The organism is Catellicoccus marimammalium M35/04/3 (assembly GCF_000313915.1).
Taxonomy (GTDB): Bacteria; Bacillota; Bacilli; order Lactobacillales; family Catellicoccaceae; genus Catellicoccus; species Catellicoccus marimammalium.
This window is the reverse complement of the sequence record NZ_AMYT01000006.1, coordinates 1-684: the sequence shown is the minus strand read 5'-3', so window position 1 is coordinate 684 and position 684 is coordinate 1. Positions and strand designations below refer to the sequence as shown.

Here is a 684-nt window from a genome sequence, read left to right as displayed (position 1 = left end):
TAATCTGGAGACTTAGCTCAGCTGGGAGAGCATCTGCCTTACAAGCAGAGGGTCAGCGGTTCGATCCCGTTAGTCTCCATACGACTCATTAGCTCAGTTGGTAGAGCATCTGACTTTTAATCAGAGGGTCGCAGGTTCGAGCCCTGCATGGGTCATTCATAATGCGGGTGTGGCGGAATTGGCAGACGCACTAGATTTAGGATCTAGCGCCGTAAGGCGTGGGGGTTCAAGTCCCTTCACCCGTATAAGAGAAACAAGCCGGCTTAGCTCAGTTGGTAGAGCATCTGATTTGTAATCAGAGGGTCGAGGGTTCAAGTCCTTTAGCCGGCATATGCGGAAGTAGTTCAGTGGTAGAACATCACCTTGCCAAGGTGAGGGTCGCGGGTTCGAACCCCGTCTTCCGCTTGAATTGAATATCGCCGGGGTGGCGGAACTGGCAGACGCACAGGACTTAAAATCCTGCGGTGAGTGATCACCGTACCGGTTCGATTCCGGTCCTCGGCATTATCAATCATGCACCCTTAGCTCAACTGGATAGAGTGTTTGACTACGAATCAAAAGGTTAGGGGTTCGACTCCCTTAGGGTGCATATATTTTGTATAAAGTAAACGGGAAGTGGCTCAGCTTGGTAGAGCACCTGGTTTGGGACCAGGGGGTCGCAGGTTCGAATCCTGTCTTCCCGAT

The 684-nt window shown here is 51.6% G+C and carries 8 tRNA genes; all 8 read left to right on the top strand.

From position 1 onward, the window contains the following. The first annotated feature begins 6 nt into the window (after positions 1–6). A tRNA-Val gene (locus C683_RS00515) sits at positions 7–79 on the top strand. Between the two features lie 3 nt (positions 80–82). Then, positions 83–155 (top strand) — tRNA-Lys (locus C683_RS00510). 8 nt (positions 156–163) lie between these two features. Next, a tRNA-Leu gene (locus tag C683_RS00505) sits at positions 164–245 on the top strand. A 12-nt stretch (positions 246–257) separates the two neighbouring features. Continuing rightward, positions 258–330, top strand: a tRNA-Thr gene (locus C683_RS00500). Between the two features lie 3 nt (positions 331–333). After that, positions 334–405 (top strand) — tRNA-Gly (locus C683_RS00495). 13 nt (positions 406–418) lie between these two features. Beyond that, positions 419–504: transfer RNA gene (locus C683_RS00490), tRNA-Leu, on the top strand. Between the two features lie 11 nt (positions 505–515). Next, positions 516–589 (top strand) — tRNA-Arg (locus C683_RS00485). Positions 590–609: 20 nt separating this feature from the next. Next, positions 610–683 (top strand) — tRNA-Pro (locus tag C683_RS00480). The last annotated feature ends 1 nt before the right edge of the window (position 684 follow it).